Genomic DNA, 22,759 nt, shown 5'->3' on the forward strand with positions numbered 1-22,759 from the left:
GCTTGCGGTGGGGGAGCTACGCTCCACCCACACCCCCTCAAGATCTGCGCCGCCCGCCCGGCACCGCGCCGGAACTCTTCGTTCGAGCGCGCCGCTTGGACTGCGAGCCACCAGATACGTCTGCCCGAGTCCGGCCCGGCTCCATCGCCGTGGGCCCGGGCCACCCTGATCGTGGGCGGCCCGGCGCGGATCGACCATGACCCGGCCACCGAGCCGGTCGTCGCCCCGCCGGTAACGGCCCGGGAGAACGAGCGGTGACCGCCGTACCCGTCGGCGCGCTGCCTACGCTGTCGGCATGATCGAGCGGCTGACCCAGCGGTGGCGACGAGAGACGGCGGAGCAAGCGGCGGCGGTGGCCGCGGGAACGTTGCCGGCGGACGAGGCGTACGCACTGACGGCATTCCCGCCGGAGTTCGTCGCCGCGGTCGACACGGCCCTGGAGGCGTACGAGCGGGAGATCACCGGCCTCGAGCCGCGCACGGACGAGGCAGTGTGGGCCGCGGTCGAACGGGTCGTGGTCGCCCTCAACGAAGCCGACCTGGAGTGCGGCCACCCCATCGAGACGATCACGCGGGAGGAGCTGAGCGAGTACATCGAGGAGGTCCTCGATGAGGCAGGCATCGACGTCGAGGCGTTGCTGGAGCGCCGCGGCGCCGACGAAGCCGCCGGCGAGTGGCGCGACTGGTGACGGCGAAAACGCGGGCGCTACCGCAGGCGCAGGTGTGCACCCCAACCAGTTGCTGGCCCTGGACGCCATTGGTCCGCAGCGCCGCCTCGAGCGACCGATGCTCGCCGCCGGGTCCGCGTGACAAGTCTGCCCAGCGCTACTTGCCGGTGTCCGGGTAACCGGCGCCCGGACCGAGGTCAGGCGGCGGTCATCGCCAGCAGGAGCTGGCCGCCCGGGCGGGTCGACATGCGCACCGGCAGGGCCATCATGCGGCCCGCGCGGACCAGTACCGTCGCGGTGTCCAGGTCGGCCACGCGCAGGCCCGGGGAGCCGCTGCGCGCCGGGCCCGAGACCATCAGCACGCTGCGCCAGGCGGCCTCGGCCAGGCGGCGGGAGTGGCGCACCTGGCGGGTCGAGCGCGGCTCGGCGGGTACGGCGCACAGGTCGGCGTACCCCTGCGCCCACGCGCGGTCGAGGAACGTGCCGGCCCCCGGGTCGGCGAAGACGCGGAAGATCTCGTAGCGGTGCCGGTTACCGGCCGTGTAGCGGTGGACACTCGCCGTGCGGCCCGCGGCGGTCAGCAGCTCCGCGAGGCGCTCGGCGGCGGCCCCGCGGTTGAACTCGGCCAGCACGCCGTCGAGAGATCGTGCCCGGGTGCCCCCCAGCGCCCGGGCACGGCCTCCTCCTCCACACACCCCCGTACATCGCACCAGCACGGCCGCCTCGAACGCGGCGACGGTCGAGGCTCGGTAACGCTCGCCGCTCGACACGATGTCCACGGGAACACCGTGGCAACCGGCGACCCGCTGCGGGAGAGGCCGCCGCTGTTCCTTGACGAACTCTTGAAGGTGAGGCTCCCGTACCATGGGCGCACGATGCGGGTGATGCTGGTGGAAGACGACGCGCGGGTGGCGGCCGCCCTGGCCACCGCCCTGCGCCGGCGCGGGCACGAGGTGGTGCACTGCCCGACCGCGCAGTCCGCCCTGGACACGTTCGCGGGCGAGCCCTTCGACCTGATCCTGCTCGACCTCAACCTGCCCGACGGCGACGGCATCGAGGTGTGTCGCACGCTGCGCCGCAAGGACGAGAGCGTCGCGATCATCGCGGTCACCGCGCGGGCCGAGGAGCGCGACCGGGTCATCGGGCTGCAGACCGGCGCCGACGACTACGTCGTGAAGCCGTACTCCATGGCCGAGCTCAACGCGCGCATCGAGGCGGTGCTGCGCCGGGCCGCCCGGGCCGCGCCGCCGCCGAGCGAGGTGCTCACCGCCGGGCCGGTCTCCGTCGACGTGGCCGCGCGCCGGGTGCTCGCCGACGGGCGGGACGTGGCGCTGACCCGCAAGGAGTTCGAGATCCTCGCCGTGCTGGCCCGCACGCCGGGGGTCGTGGTGTCGTACGACCGCCTGATCCTCGCCGTCTGGCAGACCAGCTTCGTCGGGCGGCACACGCTCGACGTCCACGTCGGCTCGCTGCGCGCGAAGCTCGACGTGCCCGGGCTCGTGCAGACCGTCCGCGGCGTCGGGTACCGCCTCGCGCCATGAGGGTCCGGCTCGGCACGGTGTACCTCGTCCTGCTGCTGCTCGTGCTGGCGGCGCTGGAGGTACCACTGGCGATTTCCCTCGCCGGTCGCGACACCCAGCGGCTGGTCGCCGACCGGCTCGCCGACGCAACGCGCTTCGCCACCCTGGCCGAACCCGCGCTGCGCGACACCGACACGGCGGAGCTGGCGGCCGAGCTGACCCGCTACGACGACGTGTACGGCGTCGCCGCGGTCGTGGTCGACCAGGACGCCCACCAGGTCGTCGGCTCGCGCCCCGACCTGCGCCTCGCCGACGACGACGTGCTGCGCCAGGCCCGCCGCGCGCTGGAGGGGCGCGAGGCGAGCGAGGACGGCACGATCTGGCCGTGGCGCACCGACCCGCTCGTGGTCGCGGTGCCGGTCGGCCGGGGCGGCGAGGTGATCGGCGCGGTCGTGACCATCTCGCCGACCCGCAGCAACGCCAACGGCGTCGGCAGCGCCTGGGGCATCCTGGCCGGCGGCGGGCTCGTGGTGCTCTTCGCCGGCATCGTCGCGGCCTGGTCGCTGGCGCGCTGGACGCTGCGCCCGGTCGCCGAGCTCGACGCGGCCGCGCACGAGCTCGCGGCCGGCGACTACACGGTGCGCGTCCCGGCCGCCGACGGCCCGCCGGAGCTGCGCCGCCTCGGCAACGCCTTCAACGAGATGGCGGCGACCGTCGCCGACGCCCTGGAGCGGCAGCGCGCGTTCGTCTCACACGCCAGCCATCAGCTGCGCAACCCGCTGACCGCGCTGCGCCTGCGCGTCGAGGACCTCGGCGTCGACCTCACCGACCCGCAGGCGGTCGAGGGCCACCGCCTCGCGCTGGAGGAGACCGAGCGCTTCGGCGACGTGCTCGACAGCCTGCTCGCGCTGGCCCGGGCCGAGCGGGGCAAGTACGACCTCACCGACTTCGACGCGGGCGAGACCGCCTGGGCGCGCGTGCTGGCCTGGCAGCCGGTGGCCGCGAAGAAGGACATCACGCTGCGGTACGTGCGCCCGGCCCGTCCGCTGCGCGCCCGCGCCGTGCGCAACGCGATCGACCAGGCGCTGGACGCGCTCATCGACAACGCGGTGAAGTTCTCCGGACCCGGAACCACGGTGACGGTACGCCCCAGCGCCGACGACAACGGCGTGGACCTCCACGTGATCGACAACGGCCCGGGACTGACCGAGCAGCAGCGCGAGATGGCGATGGAGCGCTTCTGGCGCGCCCCCGACGCCCAGAACGTCGACGGCAGCGGCCTGGGCCTGCCCATCGTCGCCGTGCTGGTCGACGCCTCGGGCGGCCGCTTCGACCTGCTGCCCAACGAGCCGTCGGGCCTGCACGCCCGGGTCTGGTTCCCCGCCGCCGTGTAACGCGACGTCCGATCCCCGCCAGCGTTCTTCCGGGTGTACCGGCACGCTGGGGTCATGGACGAGGCCGACCGCTACGAACGAGCGAGCGCGGGGTTCGCGGCCGCCCTGCGCGAGGTACACCCGCAGCAGTGGACGGCCCCGACCCCCTGCGCCGAGTGGGACGTGCGCGCCCTGGTCAACCACATGACCCGCGGCAACCTGAACTACGTCGCCCTGCTCGCGGGCGCGACGGCCGCCGACTTCATCCGGCTCCGCGACGCCGACGCGCTCGGAGCCGACCCGGTCGCCGCGTACGACGCCTCGGTCCGCGACTGCGCGCACGCCTTCCGCGCGCCGGGAGCCCTGGACCGGATGCTGGACTACCCGCTGGGCCGGGCGCGCGGGGGGCAGTTGCTCGCGGTACGGACGACGGACAGTCTTGTCCACACCTGGGACCTGGCCCGCGCGGTCGGCGCCCCCGAGGCGCTCGATCCCGGGCTTGTCGCGTGGGCGGCGGCGAGCCTGGAGCAGACGTACGCGGGCCTGGCCGGCCTGGAGCGCTTCTTCGCGCCGGCACAGCCGTCGGAGCAGCCGCCGGCCGGGGACGAACAGGACCGGCTGCTGCGCCGGCTCGGGCGGTGCCCCTAGACAGGTAACGTGCGCGCATGCTTCGTGCTGGCGCTGGCCGGGCGGGCGGGGCTGGGGCACCCGGCCACATCGCGGCACGTCCGGCCGCCGGCGCCCGTCGCCTGGTCCTCGTGGGCCCCGCCGGCCGCCGCGGGCCCGCCGCAGCCGGCCGCGCCCGGCAACGACTGGGTGGCCCCGTGGAGCCGGTCTACGCGGTGAGGACCCGCAACGTCTCGGTGAAGGTCCGCCGCGCGATCGGCTCGACGATCCGCGCGTAGTGCGCGCTGGCGGCCGGGCCGAAGAAGCGGTTGTGGATGCGGCGGCGACGGGTGGGACAGAGCCCGGCCGGTCAGGCGGACCTGGCCTCGTGGATGATCGCCACCGCGGCGTGGGGGTCGGGCACGGTGATCGCCACGCTGCGGCCGGTGTTCAGGGCCAGCCGCAGGACGGGCCCGGGGCGGACCGTGAAGTAGGTCTGGCGCGGGGTCCACCAGAAGCCGAGGGACATGCGCCACAGCGACGGCGGCAGGTCGACCACCTCGGCGTGCGCGATCGCTTCCAGACGGTACGTGCGGCGCGGCCATCCCAGCATCCCGCAGTGGACCGTGACGCCGTTCGGTCCCGCCGCGGTCCGGACGTTCAACCCGGTCAGCACGCTGAGGAGCAGCGCGACCGCGGCCACCAGCAGCGGGATCGCGGGGCCGGCGGGGTCGCTCCAGCTGCCGCGCGACATGCCGCCCATGAGCAGCAGCGGCGCCATCAGCGCGACGCCGAGGGCCACCACCAGCGGCCAGTTGGTCACCCGGCCGGTGTAGATCGAGTACCGTCCCCGGCCGGGCAGTGCGGATGCCGTCATCGGGCACCATCCTCTCGACGTGTCAGGTCAGCTTCTCGATGAGGCGGAGCAGGTCGTGGCGCCCCAGCCCGTGCCGGCGGGCCACCGCCACGAGCGCCTGGGCCGCCTCGGTGACCGGGGCCGGCTCCGTGACCGCGGACGCGACCCGCGCCCCGCGACCGCGGCGGAACTCCAGCACGCCTTCGTCGCGCAGCTGCCGGTAGGCGGCCAGCACGGTGTTGCGGTCGACCGACAGCGCCGGCGCCAGCTCGGCCGCCGGCGGGAGCTGCTCGCCGACGGCGAGCTCCCCCGAGGCCACCCCCTGGCGTACACACGCCATGATCTGGACCGCCAACGACTCCCGCGACGAATGATCAACTGCCCACTTCATAGTGCTAGTATTATTAGCACCATCCAGTGCCACGGTCAACCGCCGCGGCCCGTCAGTCGACGACGGCGATCATCGCGATCGACACGAGGAGGCCGGGCCGGTCGACGCCGAGCCGGCTCACGAACCGCGGCGGGCGGACCTCGGGAAAGAACTCGTCGAACACCTCGACGAGGATGTCGGCGTCCTCGGGGCGCAGCAGCAGCGTGTGCACCATGACGGCGTCGCTCAGCTCGGCGCCGGCGGCGCGCAGGATCGCCGCGCAGTTGAGCAAGGACTGGCGGGCCTGCTCACGGGCCGTGGGGCCGGCGAACTCCCCGGTGGCCACGTCGACCCCGGGCGTCCCGGCAACGTAGATCGTGTTGCCGGCCCGTACCGCCTGGCTGTAGGTCGGGTACTCCGGCGCCTCGGGGGTGGAGATCACTCTTCGGGCCACTGGACGGCCTCCTGCCTGACGGAGCCCACCGCCTGCCGCGGAGGGCCGCTGACGGCGGCCGGAACGCGCCCGCCGCCAGGGTGCACGCGGAGGGCCGCCCCGCGGTTCAGCGGACGATGCGCGGGGCGTCGAAGTTACGGTTGTCGATGACGATGTCCGCTCGTCCGGCGGGGCGGACCTCGGCCAGGTACAGCTCCTCGCCCGGGATGTAGTAGGTGCGGTACCGCTCGGCGGCCGCCTCCGCCGAGGCCATCCACGCCTGGTCGCGCGCCGTGCCGCGGTGCAGTACGTCCGCCACCTCGATGTGGACGTACACGCGCAGGTCCCAGTGCCGGAACAGGGCCGGCTTCTGCAGGAAGCCGCCGTCCGCCACGAGGATCGCGTCGTCCGGAGCCACGTGCACGCCCGAGTCGACGGGCGTGCGGCCGCTGAGATCCATGATCTGGGTGCGGTACCGGCGACTGCCGCCCGGGCCCAGTGGCACCAGCAGCTCATCGCGGATGGCGTCGACGTCGAACATTTCGAAGTAGTAGCTCTCCGGCGAGCCGGGCGGATATTGCGTACGCCGGTCCACGTGCCGTTTGAAGTGGTCGACCGCGACCCGGAGCACGGGCCGGGTCGTGCTCCCGCGCAGGACGGCGGCCAGCTCGTCGGCCAGGGTCGTCTTACCCGCGGCGGAGTGGCCGTCGATGCCCACGCGTGCCGGGTGATCCAGCCGCGGCGCGAGGACCCGGCGGGCCAGCTCGTCCAGCACCTGCTGCCGGGGCGTGGTCATCGCGGCGCGGGACGGCCGGTGATGCCGTCCAGGACGGTGGTCAGGTTGCGATCGAAGTCCTCCTCGGGCTCGAGGTCGGCGCCGTCGATGACGAGCCGGGCGATGGTGGGGTACCGGCCGGTCTCCAGTTGCCGCGTCAGGTAGGGGCCGAGGCTGGCCTGCCAGGCGCGCTCGTCGGTGCCGGTGGAGCGGGCGGTGCGCCGCTCGGTGACCTCCCGGCGGAGCGCGCCGATGAGGAAGGCGCTCAGGGTTCCCGCGGCCCGCTGCAGGTCGGCGATGTCGCGCACGCCCGGGGCCCGGCTGAGCGCCGCCGCCGTCGACTCGCCCACGGCGAGCGCGTTCGGGCCCAGGTGCGGCCTCCCGCCGAGCAGGTCGGCGAACCACTCGTGCTCCAGGGCGGCGACCCGGGTCAGGCGGGCGATGGCCACGATCGCGGCCCGCCAGTCGGACGGCCGGTCGGCCGCGGCGATCCGGGCGTAGACGGCGTCGACCATCAGGTCGAGCAGCTCGGACCGGTTCACCACGTAGTCGTAGAGCCGCATCGGACCGACGCCGAGCTCCTTGGCGATCTTGCGAACCGACAGCCCGTCGAGGCCGTGCTCATCGGCCAGCCGGATCGCCGTGGCGGCGATCTTCGCGCGGCTCAACGGAACCGGCGCCGACCGGGTCCGGGGCTCGGGCCGCTCCCAGACGGGCTCCGCCGCGCTAAGGTACGGTGTAGTCATACGATACAGCGTACGCTAAGGAGGTTGACGATGCGCGTAGCGATCGCCGGTGGCGGCCTCGGCGGGCTGACCCTGGCTCGAATCCTGCACCGGCAGAACATCGATGCGGTGGTGTACGAGCGCGAGCCCGGCCGCTCCGCCCGATCACAGGGCGGATCGCTCGACCTGCACCCGGAGTCCGGGCAGCACGCCCTGGCGGAGGCGGGCCTCACCGCCCGGTTCCGATCCGCCGCTCGGCCCGAGGGCGAGGAGCTGCGCATCCTCGACCCGGCCGGCCGGACCCTCCTGCACCACAGGCCGGAGCCCGGCTCGTTCTCCGGACGACCGGAGATCGACCGGAACGCCCTGCGCGACCTTCTGCTCGATTCGCTCCCCGGCGACACGGTCGCGTGGGGGCACCGCCTCACCGCGGCGACACCGGGACCCGGCGGCGGCTTCCGGCTGGAGTTCGACGGCGGCCACCGATCGGACTGCGAGATCCTCGTCGGCGCGGACGGCGCACGGTCGAGCGTCCGGTCGCTGCTGACCGACGCGAAACCGACCTACGTGGCTACCTTGGCCGAGCTGAGCATCGCCGACGTCGACCGGCGCCACCCGCACCTGGCCGAGCTGGTCGGCCCCGGAAACCTGTGGTGCCTCGGCGTGAACCAGCTCCTGGCCGCACAGCGCAGCGGCGACGGCAGCCTGCGCGTCGTCGCGTCCCTGCGCGCGGACGACCACCACGTCGGCACCAAGCGCGCCCTGCTGGACCTGTTCGACGACTGGGACCCGAGGCTCACCGCACTCATCGAGGCCGGCGACGGCGAGGCGACCCCGCGCCGGATCGAGACCCTGCCGATCGGCACACGCTGGGCCGGCCGCCCGGGCGTCACCCTGATCGGCGACGCCGCGCACCTCATGCCGCCGGTGGGCGAGGGCGCCAACCAGGCCATGCTGGACGCCGCGGTACTCGCCCGCGAACTGGCCGCCCACCCCACCGACCCGCACGCCGCGATCCGCGCGTACGAGGAGGAGATGTTCACCAGGATCGGCCCGATCGCCGAGATGTCCGCCCGGGTCCAGGCGATGATGCTGTCCCCGACCGCCGCGGAAGACCTCATCCGCTTCTTCACGGCCCACCCCGCCGAGCCGGCATCGGCTTGACCCGCGCGTCGCAACGGGGGTCCAGCACCCCATGCCGGGTGCCGCGCCCCACTGCGTGACCGCCGCTCGACGAGAACGGTGGGCCGCGCCGTGACGGCGCGTCCTCGCTGTGCAGCCGGGTCCGACCGCGATGGCGTGCGGATCGAGCGTCAGGCGAACCGGTCGGAACAACGCTCCGGCGGTCGCGCCCGGCCCGGGAACCGTGCACTGCTCGCCCTCGAACGCGCCGGCGCAGATCTTGAGGGGGTTTGGGTGGAGCGAAGCTCCCCCGACGCGAGCGCAGCGCGCTGACGCTACAGCTAGGCCTTCTGGGCGCGGTAGTAACGGATCGCGCCCGGGTGCAAGGGCAGCGGCGGGGTCGAGATCGCTGAGCGGATGTTCAGGCGCGCGGCCGCCTGGTGGGCCTTCGCGAGCTCGTCGCGCCCCTCGAACAGCAGGCGCGTCACGCCGTACGCCAGGGGCTCGTCCATCGACATGCGCACCACGAGGTAGTTGGCGATGCCTATGGCCACCGTCGCCGTGATGCCCGTGTACGTCGACGCCGGTACGACCCGCTCCGCGTAGTAGTCGCCGTACTGCGCCCGCAGCGCCTTCACCGGCTCCGACAGGTCCAGCAGGCGGATCGGGAAGTCGCGGGCCAGGTCGGCGATCGCGGCCACCGGCAGGCCCCCGGAGAAGAAGAACGCGTCGATGCCGCCCGCGCGCAGCGCCGCCACCGAGTCGTCCAGGCCGAGACGCTTCTCCTCGACGGCGATGTCGGAGATCGACAGCACCCGGAGGGCGGTGATGGCGGTGCCGGAGCCCTCGCCGCCGATCGAGACGCGGCGCTGGCGCAGGTCGTGCAGGCCCTTCACCGGGCCGCTGGCCGCGACGACCACGTGGATGTGGTCGTCGTACAGGCGGCCCAGGGCGGCCAGCTGGTCCGGGTGGCTCTGGTCGTTCTCGGCGGCGATGTCGGCCTGGGTGAACGCCACGTCGGCGGTGCCGTCGAGAATGCTCTGCACGTTGAACTGGGACGCGGCCGTGGTCAGGACGCTGGCGTGGACGTTTGGCAGGTAGCGCTTGCACAGCTCGGCGATCGCGGAGCCGTAGCGGTAGTACACGGCGCCGGGGCTGCCCGTGGCGATGCGCAGGTTGCCGGTGGCCTCCGCGCCGTCCGACTCGCACGCGGCCAAAGGCAAGGCCGCGGCGAACGCGAGCAGCGTGCGGCGTCTCACAGGGTCAGGCCCAGCAGGGGGCGCAGCGCGTCGATGGTCTGCGTCGCGCCCCGGTGGTGCAGCGTGGTCATGCCCAGCGCGCGGGCGGGCTTCAGGTTGCCCGGCAGGTCGTCGACGTACACGCACTCGTCCGGCCGCAGCCCGACCGCCTCCGCGCCCAGGGCGTAGATCTCCGGCGCCGGCTTGCGCAGCCCGACCTCGCCGGAGATCACCACGCCGTCGAAGAGCTCGGCGAGCAGATTGCGGTCGTACCGGTCGACCCCCCACGAGTTCGAGATGAGCCCGGTGCGGATGCCGCCCGCGCGGGCGGCCCGGACGAAGTCGAGCATCGCCCGGTCGTCGCCGGCGTCGCCCATGAGCCGCGGGATGAGCCCCTCGGCGGCGATACCCGGGCCGAGCAGCGCGGCGAAGCCGGCCTCGAACTCGGCGTCGGGCAGGGTGCCGTCCTCGAGGCCGGCGAGCAGCTCACGCGCCCGGGGATCGGAGCGGAAGAGCTCGCGAACGGTTCCGGGCGCGAGCCCCTCCCGCGCGCAGAACGCGTCGAACGACGCGAACACGTCGGTGGTGAGCACGCCGCCCCAGTCGACCAGCAGACCCCTGTGCGTCATGCCCCGAGGGTAGTCACCCCTTCGCGGTTTCGGCGGCGAGGGCGAGCACCACCTCGCGGTGCGACTCCGCCCGGCGCTGCCGGTAGGCCGAGGTGCCGCGCGAGCGCAGGGCGGCCAGGAGCTCCAGGGCGGTGTCCCACTCGTCGCGGGCCTCCAGCGCGGGGCGCACGTGCTGCAGCAGGGCGTCGATGCGTACCCCGGCCGGCACCGCGCTGCGGGTCGACGGGTCGACGAGGTGGCCGGCGAGGCCGGAGCGGGCGGCCCGCCAGGTGGCCGCGCGCAGCAGCACCTGCGGCGCCTCGGGGAGGGCCCGGCCGGCCTCGTCCTCCTCGGCGGCGACGGTGAGCAGGCCCCGGGCGAGCGCGGCCAGCAGCACCACGTCGTCGATGTCGGGGCAGGAGTCGGCGACGCGCACCTCGACCGTCGGGTACCGCGCGGACGGCCGGGCGTCGAAGTACACCATCCCGGCGTCGCTTATCACCCCGCTCTCCACCAGCGTGGCGACGACCTTGTCGTACTGCGCGGCCGAGTTCAGGTCCGGCGGCGGCCCGACGGTCGGCCAGCGGGAGGTGACGATCGTGCGGTAGGAGGCGTACCCGGTGTCCTGGCCGGCGAAGTACGGCGAGGACACGCTCAGGGCGAGCAGCGTCGGCAGCCACTCCCGGATCCGGCGGGTGAGGCGCACCGCCTGGTCCCGGTCCGGCACCCCGACCTGCACCTGACACGCGGCGACCTGCTGCTCGTCGACGAGCTGGCGGTACTCCTGGGCCATGCGCTCGTACCGCTCGTTGGGGTACACCCGGCTGGGCGTGCTCCCGGAGCCCGGCACGGAGCCGGCGGCCACGATCGCCAGCCCGTGGCGGCCCGAGGCCTCCACGAGCGACCGGCGCTTCTCCACCAGGTCGGCCCGCAGCGCGGTCAGGTCGGTGTGCACGGCGCTGGCGGTCTCGACCATCGAGCGGTGCAGCTCCGGCTCGGCGTCGGCGCCGCGCAGCACCCGGCGCGCGGCCGGTTCCAGCGCGCCGGTCTCGCCGTTGACGACGTGGAACTCCTCCTCGACGCCGATCGTGTCGCCGACGGCTACCACCGGTCGTGCACCGACTCGCGCACGAGCTCGTCGTAGACCGCGGTGACCGCGTCGTGCGTCTCCGGCGGCAGCGGCGGCCGGGACGCGGCCTCGGCGTTGCCGCGGGCCTGCTGGGCGTTGCGCGCGCCGGGGATGACGACGGATACGGCGGAGTGGTCGATGATCCAGCGCAGCGCGACCTGGGCCAGGGTGGCGTCCTCGGGCCGCAGCGCGGCGAGGCGGCGCACGGCCGCGAGCCCCGTGGCGTAGTCGACGCCGGAGAAGGTCTCGCCCTGGTCGAAGGCCTCGCCGTGGCGGTTGTACGTGCGGTGGTCGTCGGCCCCGAAGGTGGTGTGCTCGTCGTACCGGCCGGAGAGCAGCCCGCTGGCCAGCGGCACCCGGGCGATGATGCCGACGCCGGCCTTCTCGGCCGCCGGCAGGACCTCGTCGAGCGGCTTGAGCCGCAGCATGTTGAAGATGATCTGCACGCTGGCCACGTTGGGCCGGGCGATCGCGGCGAGGGCCTCGGCGGTGGTCTCGACGCTCACGCCGTACGCCTTCATCCGCCCCTCGGCGACCATCCCGTCGAGCTCGTCGAACACCTCGTCGGTGTGGTAGACCTCGGTCGGCGGGCAGTGCAGCTGCACCAGGTCGAGGGTGTCGACGCCGAGGTTCTCCCGGGAGCGGTCGTTCCAGGCCCGGAAGTTGGCGAGGTTGTAGTGCTGGGGCTCCTGCGGCACCCGCCGGCCCATCTTCGTCGCCACGGTGACCCGCCGGCCGTCCGGCAACGATCGCACGAACTGACCGACGATCCGCTCGCTGCGCCCGTCGCCGTACACGTCGGCGGTGTCGATGAACGTCACGCCCGCCTCGTGCGCGGCGGACAGGGTCGCGAGCGCTTCTTCCTCGTCGACACGGCCCCAGTCGGCGCCGAGCTGCCATGCGCCGAGCCCGATGACGCTGACGGGAACGCCGGTGCGCCCCAGAATCCTCTCCTGCATGGAGAACACCCTAAGGCGCACCAGATCTCCGCGCCCGTTTTAGAAGACCGGCTCGCCCTCGCGGACGAGCCGCCAGTTCGGGGTGAAGAAGTCCGCGGGGTCGATGACGCCCTTGGCCTGCGCCCAGTCGATGAGCAGCTGGCGGATCTCCTGCTGCGCGTTGTACACCTGCGTCTTGACGATCCCGGGGAAGTTTCCGCCACCGGAGCGCCGGTAGTTGTTCACCGCGACGACGAACTGCTCGGCGTTCCCGACCGGCGTGTCGGTGCCGGGGTGGACGAGCCGCGTGATGCGCTGCCCCACCGGCTTGGAGATGTCGATGTCGTACTCCACACCCGACAGCGTGTCGTAGTTGTAGTCCGGCACCGTGGGGTCGCTGATCGTCGCCGGGTCGACCGGAGCGCCCGGGGCCAGCGTCACGAAGTACTTCGCCGAGTACTCGAGGTAGGCCCGGACCTCGGCCCCGGTGAGCACGACGGCCTCCAGGGTGTTGTCGTAGATGTACAGGCCGGCGACGTCCTTGATCTTCACCTGCCCGGCCGGGAACAGCGCGGTGCGGGAGAACGGCGCCGCGATCGACAGCACCGGCAGCGCCGCGTACTGCCCGTCAACAGCTCCTGAGCTCAAGGCTGTGGCCACGGTGTCGGTCTGCACCTTGTTGATGTAGTCGAGGATCGCCGTGTCCTTGTACCGGGACTCGGCCGCCGAGAGCTCCTGCGTCGAGTTGGCCACGGCCTGGTTGACGTACGCGACGGTCTTGTTGTGCTGGGCCCGCACCGCGGCGAGCACCACCGGGTCGGCCTCGTAGGCGTTGGTGTTGATGGTCGTCGCGGCCTTGGTGGTGATCTGCCAGCGGCCCCGGTCGCGGCTGAGCGTGAAGTCCATCCGGGTCACCCGCTGGCCCCACTTCGACGGCTCCGACAGCAGCACCTGGGCGCCGGTGGCGGTGTTGGTGACGAAGCGCTGCGGGATGTCGTTGTGCGCGTGGCCGAACAGGATCGCGTCGACGCCGGCCACCTGCGCGGCGAGCAGCGCCGCGGGGTTCTCGTTGGGCAGCTCCGGGCCGTAGCTGGAGGTGCCGCTGTCGCCACCGTGCGCGCTGATGAGCACGATGTCGGCGCCGCGGCGGCGCATCTCCGGCACGTACCGGGCGGCGGTCGCGATCATGTCGTCGAAGCGCAGCCGGCCCTCGACGTTGGCGCGGTCCCAGATGGCGACGCCGGGGTTGGTCAGGCCGAGGATGCCGACGCGCAGGTTGGGCGCGCCGGGGCCGAGGTCGACCTTCTTGATGACGTAGGGCAGGTACGCCGGGCGCCCGGTCTTCACGTTCACCGCGTTGGCGGCCAGCGCCGGGAAGCCGAGCTGGCGGATCCACAGGTCCAGCAGCGGCAGCCCGTAGTTGAACTCGTGGTTGCCCAGCGTCACCGCGTCGTAGCGGATGACGTTCATCGCCCGGGCCATCGGGTGCCGCTCGTGGGTGGTGGTGATCGGCTCCTGCTTGGCGTAGTACGTCGCCAGCGGCGTGCCCTGGATGGTGTCGCCGGCGTCGAGCACGAGGGTCGCCTTGCCGCGGCGCTGGGCCCGGATCGTGTTCACGACCGTCGCGACCTTGGCCAGGCCGACGTCGTTGTGGGCGCCGTCGTCGTACTCCGCGTCGCGGTAGTAGTCCCAGTTGTAGACGTTGCCGTGGGTGTCGGAGGTGCCCAGCAGGGTGAGGTCCCAGGTCTTCGGGTCGCTCGGGTGCGCCTCGGCCGCGGAGCCCGCGACGAACGGCGCGGCCGCGGCGGCCGCGGCGGCGGCGAGGACGCCGCGGCGGGAGAGGTTTGTCATGTCAGGCCCTCCATGTACGGGGTGGTCAGTCCGCCTCGTGGGCGTCCCCCGCACCATAGCGGCCGATCAATGCCGAGATTCCGGCCAGGTACGTCTCCCGCCCGACCCGCCCGGCCAGGACGTGCTGGATGATGTATCCCTGCACGAGCCCCATGATCACCGTGGCCACGGCCTCCGGGTCGGCGTCGGGGCGCAGCTCCCCCGCGTCGCGCATCCGCTCGGCCAGCGCCGTGGCGCGGGTGCGGATGCGGACGTAGATGTTCCCGACGAGCTCGGCGAACGCGGGGTCGTAGGCGGCCTCGCCCCAGACCTGCACCGCGATGCGCACCGGCCCCTCGGCGCCGAGGTTGTGGTCGACCTGGGCCAGCAGCTCGGCGAAGGCGACGGGCAGGGGCGGCGGCGGTTCCTCGGCGAGCAGCTGCTCCAGGGTCGTGAGGATGCTGCCGACCTTCTCCTCGGCGATGGCCCGGATGAGCTCGGCCTTACTGTTGAAGTACCGGTAGAAGGCCCCGACCGACAGCCCCGCCTCCTTGATCACGTCCTGCATCGAGGTGTGGTGGAAGCCGTTTCGCAGGAAGCAGCGCGTGGCGGCGTCGAGGATCTGCTCGCGGCGGGCGGCGAGGTGGGCTTCCGAGACGCGGGGCATACCCAAATATAGAGCGAACGCTCATTTTTCGGAGAACTTGCGTTCCAGGCCGTCGATGAGCGCGTCCAGGCCGAGCTCGAAGGCGGACTCGTCGACCTGGGCGTGGCGGCCCGCGAGGCGGTGGGCGTCGCGCAGGTGCGGGTAGTCGGCGGCGTACAGCGACGGGTCGTCGACGAAGCCGAGCGCGAAGGAGCCCAGCGCCGAGCCGGCCACGAAGTACCGCATGGCCGCGCCGATCCGGGTCGCCTGGGCCGGCGTCCAGCCGGCGTCGACGAGGGCGCCGTAGACGGCGTCGGCGAGGCGGAGCGAGGCCGGGCGGCGGGCCGGGCCGCGGGCCAGGAACGGGACCACGTTCGGGTGCGCGCGGAAGGCGGCGCGGTAGGCGCGGGCCCACGAGCGCAGCGCGGCCGGCCACGGGTCGCGGCCGAGCATCGACAGGTCGACGCCGGCCACGATGGCGTCGCCGATCGCGTCGACGATCTCCTCCTTCGTCGCGAAGTGGTTGTACAGCGACGGCGCCTGCACGCCGAGCTCGCGGGCCAGGCGGCGGGTCGAGAGGGCGTCGAGGCCCTCCGCGTCCACGATCGCGGTGGCGACCTCGACGATGCGGTCGCGGCTCAGCAGTGGCGTTCGGGGACGGACCATGAGTACGATCCTAGAAACTAACAGCGTTAGTTAAGGAATCAGGTTATGGATCTGACCCTCAGCGACGAACAACAGGCCGTCCGGCGCATGGCCGCCGAGTTCACGGACCGCGAGATCGCGCCCCACGCGGCGGCCTGGGACCGGGCCGAGCAGGTCGACCTCCAGATCGTCAAGAAGCTGGCCGGCCTCGGGATCTTCGGCATCACGATCCCCGAGCAGTACGGCGGCAGCGGCGGCGACCACCTGACGTACTGCCTGGTCCTGGAGGAGCTCGGGCGGGGCGACTCGTCGGTGCGCGGCATCGTCTCCGTCTCGCTGGGCCTGGTCGCGAAGTCCATCTACACGTACGGCACCGAGGCGCAGAAGACGCAGTGGCTGCCCCGCCTGTGCGGCGGCGAGGACCTGGCCTGCTTCGCGCTGACCGAGCCCGACACCGGCTCCGACGCGGGCTCCCTCGCTACCCGCGCCACGGCGGTCGAGGGCGGCTGGCGCCTCGACGGGGCCAAGATGTTCATCACCAACGGCACCTGGGCCTCGGTCGCGCTCGTCTTCGCGCGCACCGGCGGGCCCGGGCCGAAGGGCGTCTCGGCGTTCCTGGTGCCGATGCCGTCCGAGGGCCTGCAGGTCACCGAGGTCCACGGCAAGCTCGGCCTGCGCGGCCAGGCCACCGCGATGCTCAGCTTCGACGACGTCTTCGTGTCCGCCGCGAACCTGCTCGGGGCCGAGGGCGAGGGCTTCAAGATCGCCATGGCCGCGCTGGCGAAGGGGCGCATGTCGCTCGCCGCCGGCTGCGTCGGCATCATCCAGGGCTGCCTGGACGCGGCGACCGGCTACGCGACCCAGCGCGAGCAGTTCGGCAAGAAGATCGCGGCGTTCCAGCTGGTACAGCAGCTGCTCGCCGACATCTCCGTCGAGGCCGACGCGGCGCGGCTGCTCACCTGGCGGGTCGCCGACCTCATCGACCGCGGCCGGCCGTTCGCCACCGAATCCTCGACCGCCAAGCTCTACGCCAGCGAGGCCGCGGTCCGCGCGGCCAACGCGGCGCTGCAGGTCTTCGGCGGCTACGGCTACATCGACGAGTACCCCGTGGGCAAGTACCTGCGTGATGCCCGGGTCACTACCGTGTACGAAGGCACCAGCCAGATCCAGAAGCTCATCATCGGCCGCGCTCTCACCGGCGTGAGCGCGTTTTCGTAAGGGGCGAAGCACCGTGATCGACGTCGTCAATCCCGCCACCGAACAGGTCATCGGCTCCGTCCCGACCGGCTCGCCCGACACCGTGTCGGGCGCCGTCGCGGCCGCCCGCGCCGCCCAGCCCGCCTGGGCCGCCCTCCCCCGCGCCGAGCGGGCCGCGCGCCTGCAGGCGCTGCTCGACGCGATGAGCGCGGCCGCACCGGAGCTCGCCGAGCTGATCAGCGCCGAGATGGGCGCGCCGCTGCCGATCGCCCGCAAGGTGCAGGTCGGGCTGCCGCTGGCCACCCTCGGCTCGATGATCGAGCTGCTCAAGGCGCCGGAGGAGCCCCAGCGGATCGGCAACTCCGAGGTGTACCGCGAGCCGGTCGGCGTCGTCGGCGCGATCACGCCGTGGAACTACCCGCTGCACCAGACGGTCGCCAAGGTCGCGCCCGCGCTCGCGGCCGGCAACACCGTTGTGCACAAGCCCAGCGAGGTCGCCCCGCTCTCGGCCAACCACCTCGCCGAGCTCGTGCGGGCCGCGGGCATCCCCGACGGGGTGTACAACGTGGTCCACGGCTACGGCGACCCGACGGGCGCGGCGCTGGCCGGGCACCCGGGCATCGACCTGGTCTCGTTCACCGGCTCCACGGCCGCGGGCCGCCGGGTCGCCGCGCTCGCCGCCGCGAACGTGACCCGGGTGGCGCTGGAGCTGGGCGGGAAGTCGGCAAACGTGATCCTGCCCGACGCCGACCTCGCGGCCGCGGTGAAGGTCGGCATCGGCAACTGCTTCCTCAACTCCGGCCAGACGTGCACGGCGTGGACGCGGATGCTCGTGCCCGAGTCCCGCCACGACGAGGCCGTGGAGCTGGCGGTGGCGGCCGCGGCGAAGTACACCGTGGGCGACCCCGCCGACCCGGCGACCCGCCTGGGCCCGCTCGCCTCGGCGGCGCAGCGCGACCGGGTGCTCGGCTACATCGAGCGCGGCCGGCGCGACGGCGCGACGGTGGCGTTCGGCGGCGGCGAGGTGCCGTCCGTCGGCTACTACGTGGCCCCGGTGGTCTTCGCGGGCGTCGACCCGGATGCCGCGATCGCCCAGGAGGAGATCTTCGGGCCGGTGCTGTCGATCATCCGGTACCGCGACGAGGACGACGCCGTGCGCATCGCCAACGCCACCAGGTACGGGCTGGCCGGCGCCGTCTGGTCGGCCGACCGCGACCGGGCCGTGGCCTTCGCCCGGCGCATGCGCACCGGCCAGGTCGACATCAACGGCGGCTCGTTCAACCCCCTCGCGCCCTTCGGCGGCATCGGCCACTCCGGCTACGGCCGTGAGCTGGGCGTGCACGGGTACGAGGAGTTCACGGCCGTGAAGTCGGTGCAGCTGTGACCAGGGCCGCGGTCATGCGCGCGCTCGACGGGCCGCTCGCCGTCGAGGACATCGAGCTCAACCCGACCGGGCCCGGCCAGGTGCGGGTACGGCTGGCCGCGGCCGGGGTCTGCCACTCCGACCTGTCGCTGGCCAACGGCACCCTGCGCCAGCCCTTCCCGGCCGTCCTCGGCCACGAGGGCGCCGGGGTCGTGGTCGAGACCGGCGCCGGCGTCACCGGCCTGGCGCCCGGCGACCACGTGGTGCTGAACTGGTCGCCGCCGTGCCGGGCCTGCTGGTTCTGCGAGCACGGCGAGCCCTACCTGTGCGTGCACGCCGACGACGCCCGCGGCGTGCCGTTCGCGACCGTGGCCGGCGAGCCGGTCTACGCGGGCCTGGGCACGGGCGCGTTCGCGGCCGAGACGGTCGTCGGCGCGCACGCGTGCATCCCGGTGCCCGACGACATCCCGCTCGCGGAGGCCGCGCTGCTCGGCTGCGCGGTGCTCACCGGCGTCGGCGCGGTCACGAACGCGGCGCGGGTCCGGCCGGGCCAGACCGTGGTCGTCGTCGGGCTCGGCGGCGTCGGCCTGGCCGCGATCCAGGGCGCCCGGCTCGCCGGCGCCGAGGCGATCATCGCGGTGGACCCGGCCCCGGCCAAGGAGGCGCTGGCCCTGTCTCTGGGCGCCACCCACTACCTCGCCCCGCACGCCGGGCTGGCCAAGGAGATCCGGGCGCTGACCGGCGGCCTTGGGGCCGACCACGCGATCGAGTGCGTCGGGCGCGGCGAGACCATCCGGGCCGCCTGGTCGGCCACCCGCCGCGGCGGGACCGCGACAGTGGTCGGGCTCGGCTCGGCCCAGGACCCGGTGACGTTCAACGCCCTCGAGGTCGCGTTCTTCGCCCGGACCATCGTCGGCTGCATGTACGGCAGCACCGACCCGGCGGTCGACGTGCCGATCCTGCTCGAGCACTACCGGGCGGGGCGGCTCGACCTGGCCGCGCTCGTCTCCGACGAGGTGGAGCTGGCGGACGTCGGCGAGGCGTTCAGCCGGATGCGGGCCGGTCAGGGAGCACGGACGCTGGTCCGGTTCTAGGGGCTGTATCGAAGTGGGGGTCGGAGCGAGGCCCCGCCGTACAGCGCCCGCACCCGCTGCGGGAAGAGGGTGGCGGTGTCGCGCGTGTTGCGCGACATCACAGCAGCGCCAGGACGATGCGGCCGGCGTACAGGCGAGGCTCAGGCGTCGGCTGGGGCCGCGCCGGGCGCGCCCCGATACCGGGGTTGTATCGGGGTGTGACCGGCGTGGTTCCAGACGGCGTCTGAGTCCGCCGCAGCCCGGCCATCCACTTCGATACAGCCCCTCGCTACGGTTGCGAGCACGACCCGGGCCACCGCGTCCGGGTCGTCGCTCATCGGCACGTGGCCGCAGCCTTTCAGTTCGTGAAAAAGCGCATTCGGCAGTACCTCCTGGGCCCGCCGGGCCTGGACGGGCAGCAGGATGCGGTCCCGCTCGCCCCAGGCCACGGTGACCGGGACCGCGCCCAGGTCGCCGGCGAACGCGTAGCTCGACCCGTGCCGCGCCACCGCCGCGAACCCCCGCCCGCCGCGCAGCGCCAGGGTGTCGGCGAGCGCGCGCTCGGGCGTGAGCACCGTCGGGTCGACGACGAGCGCGCCGAAGGAGAACCGGCGCCCGAACGCGGTGCGGTAGAACACGCGCAGCACCGGCGCCGGGGTGAAGGCGCCGAAGCGGAGGCTGCGCAGCACGCGCAGGGCCCGCCGCACCTGTTCGGGGGTGGCGAAGCCGGCCGGGGACAGCGCCGTCGCCGAGCGGGCCAGGCCGGCCGCGGCCAGCTCCAGCGCGATCGCGCCGCCGAGGCTGTTGCCGGCCACGTGCGGGCGGTCGAGGCCGAGCTCGGCGAAGAACTCCGCCAGCGCCGCGACGGCGGTCGGCATGCCGAGGTTGACCGCGGGCGCGGGCGAGCGGCCGAAGCCGGGCAGGTCGAGCGCGATCACGTCGTGGTGCTCGGCGAGCGGGGCGATGACCGGCTCCCAGGCCCGCCAGTGGTGCCCGATGCCGTGGATGAGCACGAGCGGCTCGCCGGCGCCCTCGCGCACGTAGTGGATGGTCATGTCGTGATCTCCCGGTACGCGGCGGGGTCGAAGCGGCGCATGCGGCGGCGGTACGCCCACGTCGAGCCGGGCCAGAGCGTCGAGTTGCGGCCGGTGGCGTCGATGTACCAGCTGCGGCAGCCGGTCGACCACACCGTGCCCGCCATCCGGCGATCGAGCCCGGCCACGAAACGCGCCTGGGCCTCGGGCCGGGGCTCCAGCGCCCGGATGCCCTTGCGGTCCAGGGTCCTGAGGGCGTCGAGGACGTACGCGATCTGGGCCTCGATCATCAGCACGACCGAGTTGTGGCCGAGACCGGTGTTGGGCCCCAGCAGCAGGAAGAGGTTCGGGAAGCCGGCCACGGTGGTGCCGCGGAACGCCTGCGGGCTGCCCTGCCAGTGCTCGGCCAGGCTGCGCCCGTCGCGGCCCCGGATGCGCTCGGCGATCGGCAGGTCGGTGACCCGGAACCCGGTGCCGAAGACGATGACGTCCACCGGGTGCTCGGTGCCGTCGCGGGTGACGACGGCGTGCGGGCGCACCTCGGCGATCGGGTCGGTGACGACCTCGACGTTGTCCCGCGTCAGGGCCGGGTAGTAGTCGTCGGACTTGAGCACCCGTTTGCAGCCCATGCGGTACCGCGGCGTGAGCTTTTCCCGGAGCCCCGGGTCGGGCACCCCGCGACGCAGGTTCGCCCGCGCCGCCCGCTCCGCGACGCGCATGAGCGCCGGGCGCAGGAAGGCCAGCACGGTCGCCTCGGTCTGCCAGTACACGAGTGCGCGCATGAGTCGCTGGGCGCCCGGGATCCGGCGGTACACCCGGTGCTCCCACGCCCGCAGGGGGCGCTCCCGGCGGGGCATCACCCACGCCGGGGTCCGCTGGAACACGGTGAGCCTCCCGGCCTCGGGCTGGATCGCGGGCACGATCTGGACCGCCGACGCGCCGGTGCCGATCACCGCGACCCGGCGCCCGGCGAGGACGGCGTCGTGGTTCCAGCGGGCGGAGTGGAAGGCCTCGCCGCGGAACGTCTCGAGGCCCGGCAGCTTCGGGATGACCGGCTCGTTCAACGGGCCGCCGGCGGCGATGAGCACGTCGGCGGTCCAGCTGCCCTGCGTGGTCTCGATGCGCCAGCGGGCCGCGGCGGCGTCCCAGTCCGCGCGGTGCACCTCGGTGCCGAAGCGGATCGCGGGGCGGACGCCGAAGCGGTCGGCGCACGCGCGCAGGTAGTCCCAGATCTCGGCCTGCGGGGAGTACGTGCTCGTCCAGCGCGGGTTCAGGGCGAAGGAGAAGGAGTACACCTGGCTGGGCACGTCGCAGGCGCAGCCCGGGTAGCTGTTGTCGCGCCAGGTGCCGCCGAGCTCGCCGGCGCGCTCGAACACGACGAAGTCGGTCTGGCCGCGCTGCCTGAGCCGGATGGCGGCGCCGAGCCCGCCGAAGCCGGCGCCGATGATCGCGATCCGCGTGTGCACTGGCCGCTCCCTTGGTACTAGCCGGTACCAGGCACGTTACCATCGGGTAACGCACGACAAAAGGCCCGCCGCACCGGCGGGCCTTTCGCGTTCGGGGCGTCACATGCCGAGCAGGCGGTCCAGGTAGTCGCGGTAGCCGCGGACGGCCGCGCGCAGGCGCTCGGTGTCGTCGCCCGGCTCGTTCTGCCAGTTGGCCAGTTCGCGCCGCTGGGCCTGCAGGGAGTTGGTGATGGTGTCGAGGGCCTCGCCGACCAGCGCGTCGGCCTCGTCGGCGACCGAGCGGGGCTCGTCGATGAAGCGCAGCTGCAGCTCGCGCCACCGCTCGCGCAGGCCGTCGGCGGCGCCGTCGGCCCAGATCGCCCCGACGGCGGTCACGTCCACGGAGCCCGGCGTGGAGCCGACCGGGGTCTCGTCCCGGTCCCGGTCCTCGTCGCCGGCCGCCTCACCGGTCGTCTCCTCGACCGCCACGGGCGCGGCGACGGCGGCCGGCTCGTCGTCGAGGTTGTTCTCGTCGTCGGTCTCGTCGTCGTCGAGGTTGGTCGAGCCGGCACGCAGCTCGGTGGCGTGCTCCGCCGCCCACTGCCGGTCCTCCTGCGCCTCGGCGCTGGCGATTGCGTCCTCGTCGCGCTCGTCCTCGACGGCCGCGGGGGCCTCGTCGGCCTCGGCGTCCGCCTCCGTGTCGCGGACCTCGTTCTCCCGCACCGCGTTGTCGTAGGCGGCGTCGACGTCGTCGACGTCCTCGTCGTCGGTCTCGCGGACCTCGTTCTCCCGCACGGCGTTGCCGTAGACCGCGTCGACCTCGTCCCGGTCGACGGCGTCCTGGTCGACGGCGCGCGTGTCGTCCTCGCGATCCGCGTTGTCGTCGTCCCCGCGCGCGGCGTTGTCGTAGTCGGCGTCGCCCTCGCGCTCCTCCTCGGCCAGGGCCTCGTCGCGGTCGACGACCTCCACGTCGTCACGGTCGGCGACGTCGGTGTCGGCCGAGCCGGAGGCGTACGTCGAGGCCGGGTAGGCCTCCTCGCCGCCGCGCTCGTCGGTCTCCTCGTAGGGCGCGTGCGCGGTACCGACGGCGTGCTCTTCCGGCTCGCCGTCGCGCTGCCCCGGCACGTAGGTGTGGTGCTGCTCCTGCTGCGTCATCGCCTTCCCCT

25 protein-coding genes are annotated in these 22,759 nt (G+C 73.6%); 9 read left to right on the forward strand and 16 right to left on the reverse strand.

All coding sequences use genetic code 11. The annotated features are described in order from the left end of the window. Positions 1-295: 295 nt before the first annotated feature. Positions 296-688: a hypothetical protein gene (locus ACPPVO_RS49500; protein WP_426506047.1), complete on the forward strand. Its 393-nt coding sequence runs from the start codon at positions 296-298 to the stop codon at positions 686-688. A 176-nt stretch (positions 689-864) separates the two neighbouring features. Here ACPPVO_RS49500 and ACPPVO_RS49505 read toward each other — a convergent pair whose 3' ends face one another. Further along, a complete protein-coding gene (locus ACPPVO_RS49505) occupies positions 865-1,446 on the reverse strand; it encodes a hypothetical protein (protein WP_426506049.1) in 582 nt (193 codons plus the stop codon). A 96-nt stretch (positions 1,447-1,542) separates the two neighbouring features. On the opposite strand from ACPPVO_RS49505, the gene ACPPVO_RS49510 reads away from it, so the two are divergent. From ACPPVO_RS49510 to ACPPVO_RS49525, 4 genes are read left to right on the forward strand one after another with little or no spacing between them, the layout of a single operon-like run. Then, positions 1,543-2,208 carry a response regulator transcription factor gene (locus ACPPVO_RS49510; protein WP_360375852.1) on the forward strand — a complete coding sequence of 222 codons (666 nt, stop codon included), beginning with the start codon at positions 1,543-1,545 and terminating at the stop codon, positions 2,206-2,208. Beyond that, complete coding sequence (locus tag ACPPVO_RS49515) at positions 2,205-3,581, forward strand: ATP-binding protein (protein ID WP_426506050.1); 1,377 nt, start codon at positions 2,205-2,207, stop codon at positions 3,579-3,581. Before ACPPVO_RS49510 ends, ACPPVO_RS49515 begins: the two co-directional genes overlap by 4 nt. A gap of 54 nt (positions 3,582-3,635) precedes the next feature. Beyond that, positions 3,636-4,208, forward strand: a complete 573-nt coding sequence (locus tag ACPPVO_RS49520; RefSeq protein WP_426506052.1) for a TIGR03086 family metal-binding protein — start codon at positions 3,636-3,638, stop codon at positions 4,206-4,208. Between the two features lie 9 nt (positions 4,209-4,217). Next, a complete protein-coding gene (locus tag ACPPVO_RS49525) occupies positions 4,218-4,406 on the forward strand; it encodes a hypothetical protein (protein WP_426506054.1) in 189 nt (62 codons plus the stop codon). 130 nt (positions 4,407-4,536) lie between these two features. On the opposite strand, the gene ACPPVO_RS49530 is transcribed toward ACPPVO_RS49525, so the two are convergent. From ACPPVO_RS49530 to ACPPVO_RS49550, 5 genes are all read right to left on the reverse strand, one after another. After that, entirely contained in the window at positions 4,537-5,043 is a 507-nt protein-coding gene (locus tag ACPPVO_RS49530) for a hypothetical protein (protein WP_426506055.1), read from the reverse strand. Between the two features lie 22 nt (positions 5,044-5,065). After that, positions 5,066-5,413, reverse strand: a complete 348-nt coding sequence (locus ACPPVO_RS49535; protein WP_426506057.1) for a GntR family transcriptional regulator — start codon at positions 5,411-5,413, stop codon at positions 5,066-5,068. A gap of 52 nt (positions 5,414-5,465) precedes the next feature. Next, complete coding sequence (locus tag ACPPVO_RS49540) at positions 5,466-5,846, reverse strand: RidA family protein (protein ID WP_426506059.1); 381 nt, start codon at positions 5,844-5,846, stop codon at positions 5,466-5,468. Positions 5,847-5,952: 106 nt separating this feature from the next. Continuing rightward, the gene (locus tag ACPPVO_RS49545) at positions 5,953-6,621 is read right to left on the reverse strand and encodes a uridylate kinase (RefSeq protein WP_426506061.1); all 669 of its coding nucleotides are present in this window, start codon (positions 6,619-6,621) and stop codon (positions 5,953-5,955) included. Beyond that, positions 6,618-7,346: a TetR/AcrR family transcriptional regulator gene (locus ACPPVO_RS49550; protein ID WP_426506063.1), complete on the reverse strand. Its 729-nt coding sequence runs from the start codon at positions 7,344-7,346 to the stop codon at positions 6,618-6,620. The genes ACPPVO_RS49545 and ACPPVO_RS49550 overlap by 4 nt, the downstream gene beginning before the upstream one ends. Before the next feature lie 30 nt (positions 7,347-7,376). Here ACPPVO_RS49550 and ACPPVO_RS49555 point away from each other — a divergent pair, with 30 nt between their 5' ends. Then, complete coding sequence (locus ACPPVO_RS49555) at positions 7,377-8,489, forward strand: FAD-dependent oxidoreductase (protein ID WP_426506064.1); 1,113 nt, start codon at positions 7,377-7,379, stop codon at positions 8,487-8,489. A 299-nt stretch (positions 8,490-8,788) separates the two neighbouring features. Here the strand turns inward: ACPPVO_RS49555 and ACPPVO_RS49560 are convergent, their stop codons facing one another. Genes ACPPVO_RS49560 through ACPPVO_RS49590 form a run of 7 tightly spaced genes read right to left on the reverse strand, consistent with a single transcriptional unit; the run spans position 8,789 to position 15,502 of the window. Next, complete coding sequence (locus ACPPVO_RS49560) at positions 8,789-9,706, reverse strand: TAXI family TRAP transporter solute-binding subunit (RefSeq protein ID WP_426506066.1); 918 nt, start codon at positions 9,704-9,706, stop codon at positions 8,789-8,791. Then, a complete protein-coding gene (locus tag ACPPVO_RS49565; RefSeq protein ID WP_426506067.1) occupies positions 9,703-10,314 on the reverse strand; it encodes an HAD family hydrolase in 612 nt (203 codons plus the stop codon). The genes ACPPVO_RS49560 and ACPPVO_RS49565 overlap by 4 nt, the downstream gene beginning before the upstream one ends. Before the next feature lie 13 nt (positions 10,315-10,327). Then, positions 10,328-11,401, reverse strand: a complete 1,074-nt coding sequence (locus tag ACPPVO_RS49570; protein ID WP_426506069.1) for a carboxylate-amine ligase — start codon at positions 11,399-11,401, stop codon at positions 10,328-10,330. Further along, positions 11,395-12,381 (reverse strand): aldo/keto reductase, encoded by a 987-nt coding sequence (locus ACPPVO_RS49575; RefSeq protein WP_426506071.1) that lies wholly within the window; start codon positions 12,379-12,381, stop codon positions 11,395-11,397. Before ACPPVO_RS49575 ends, ACPPVO_RS49570 begins: the two co-directional genes overlap by 7 nt. A gap of 39 nt (positions 12,382-12,420) precedes the next feature. Next, positions 12,421-14,211, reverse strand: a complete 1,791-nt coding sequence (locus ACPPVO_RS49580; RefSeq protein WP_426506073.1) for a bifunctional metallophosphatase/5'-nucleotidase — start codon at positions 14,209-14,211, stop codon at positions 12,421-12,423. Between the two features lie 25 nt (positions 14,212-14,236). Then, a complete protein-coding gene (locus ACPPVO_RS49585; protein WP_426506074.1) occupies positions 14,237-14,857 on the reverse strand; it encodes a TetR/AcrR family transcriptional regulator in 621 nt (206 codons plus the stop codon). Positions 14,858-14,878: 21 nt separating this feature from the next. Further along, positions 14,879-15,502: a TetR/AcrR family transcriptional regulator gene (locus tag ACPPVO_RS49590; RefSeq protein WP_426506075.1), complete on the reverse strand. Its 624-nt coding sequence runs from the start codon at positions 15,500-15,502 to the stop codon at positions 14,879-14,881. Between the two features lie 45 nt (positions 15,503-15,547). On the opposite strand from ACPPVO_RS49590, the gene ACPPVO_RS49595 reads away from it, so the two are divergent. The 3 genes from ACPPVO_RS49595 to ACPPVO_RS49605 are packed head-to-tail and all read left to right on the forward strand — an operon-like array spanning position 15,548 to position 19,135. Next, entirely contained in the window at positions 15,548-16,699 is a 1,152-nt protein-coding gene (locus ACPPVO_RS49595; protein WP_426506076.1) for an acyl-CoA dehydrogenase family protein, read from the forward strand. Between the two features lie 13 nt (positions 16,700-16,712). Next, the gene (locus ACPPVO_RS49600) at positions 16,713-18,062 is read left to right on the forward strand and encodes an aldehyde dehydrogenase family protein (RefSeq protein ID WP_426506078.1); all 1,350 of its coding nucleotides are present in this window, start codon (positions 16,713-16,715) and stop codon (positions 18,060-18,062) included. Continuing rightward, positions 18,059-19,135 (forward strand): Zn-dependent alcohol dehydrogenase, encoded by a 1,077-nt coding sequence (locus ACPPVO_RS49605; RefSeq protein WP_426506080.1) that lies wholly within the window; start codon positions 18,059-18,061, stop codon positions 19,133-19,135. The genes ACPPVO_RS49600 and ACPPVO_RS49605 overlap by 4 nt, the downstream gene beginning before the upstream one ends. Before the next feature lie 140 nt (positions 19,136-19,275). Here ACPPVO_RS49605 and ACPPVO_RS49610 read toward each other — a convergent pair whose 3' ends face one another. The 3 genes from ACPPVO_RS49610 to ACPPVO_RS49620 all read right to left on the reverse strand — a co-directional run bounded on the left by ACPPVO_RS49610 (position 19,276) and on the right by ACPPVO_RS49620 (position 22,748). Next, a complete protein-coding gene (locus ACPPVO_RS49610; RefSeq protein ID WP_426506082.1) occupies positions 19,276-20,169 on the reverse strand; it encodes an alpha/beta fold hydrolase in 894 nt (297 codons plus the stop codon). Further along, positions 20,166-21,614 (reverse strand): flavin-containing monooxygenase, encoded by a 1,449-nt coding sequence (locus ACPPVO_RS49615; protein ID WP_426506084.1) that lies wholly within the window; start codon positions 21,612-21,614, stop codon positions 20,166-20,168. Before ACPPVO_RS49615 ends, ACPPVO_RS49610 begins: the two co-directional genes overlap by 4 nt. Before the next feature lie 99 nt (positions 21,615-21,713). Continuing rightward, a complete protein-coding gene (locus ACPPVO_RS49620; protein ID WP_426506086.1) occupies positions 21,714-22,748 on the reverse strand; it encodes a hypothetical protein in 1,035 nt (344 codons plus the stop codon). Between the last annotated feature and the right edge of the window lie 11 nt (positions 22,749-22,759).

The organism is Dactylosporangium sp. McL0621 (assembly GCF_049995355.1).
GTDB lineage: Bacteria > Actinomycetota > Actinomycetes > Mycobacteriales > Micromonosporaceae > Dactylosporangium.